Here is a 636-nt window from a genome sequence, read left to right on the forward strand (position 1 = left end):
GATGTGCTCGTCGACCCCGAGCACGCTCACGCCCTTCAGCCGCGCCGGGTCGGTCAGCCGTCGAGTCGCGTCGAGCTCGATCGCGTCCCACAGGGTGTGCCAATCCACGCCCAGGTGCCGGGCCAGCGCGGACACCGTCGTGTCGTCGTGGGCCAGGGCGTCGGTGGCCCACCCGATCGCCCGCGCGGTCAGCTTCGCCCGTGGCGCGATCAACTCGTGCTGCTCGCTGAACGTCACGACCGGGCAGGCCGGCTCGAGGCAGCGCCAGACCCGCTTGCGCCACCGGATGACGGTGACCGCGCCGAAGCAGGGAGCGTCCGCCGCTTCGTGGACCCGGCGTCCGTGACCGACGGCGACCACCCCACACGATGGGCAGCCGCCGACACCGGCGTCGGACTCGATGGTGACGACGAGCCGCCCGAGCTCGTCCGGGGCGGCCTCGAGCACATGCATGCCCGAGGCGTTGAACAGGGCGTCCGCGCGGGCGCACCAGCCCATCCGCGGACCACACGTACAGTGATCCATGTCGAGGTCTTCAGTTAGGAAGCTTGGTCGCTACCGATCCTGAAGGCCTCGACTCGTTCACGCCCGGACCGCCACGCCGAGCCCCTCACCCACGCTCAGATCCGAAGAGCC

At 70.9% G+C, this 636-nt stretch carries 1 protein-coding gene; it reads right to left on the reverse strand.

The window, feature by feature from the left end; all coding sequences use genetic code 11:
* On the reverse strand, positions 1-525 hold a 525-nt coding region (locus N865_RS22920; RefSeq protein ID WP_169735781.1), incomplete at its 3' end, for a helix-turn-helix domain-containing protein.
* Between the last annotated feature and the right edge of the window lie 111 nt (positions 526-636).

The organism is Intrasporangium oryzae NRRL B-24470, from assembly GCF_000576595.1.
In the GTDB taxonomy this organism is placed as follows: domain Bacteria; phylum Actinomycetota; class Actinomycetes; order Actinomycetales; family Dermatophilaceae; genus Intrasporangium_C; species Intrasporangium_C oryzae.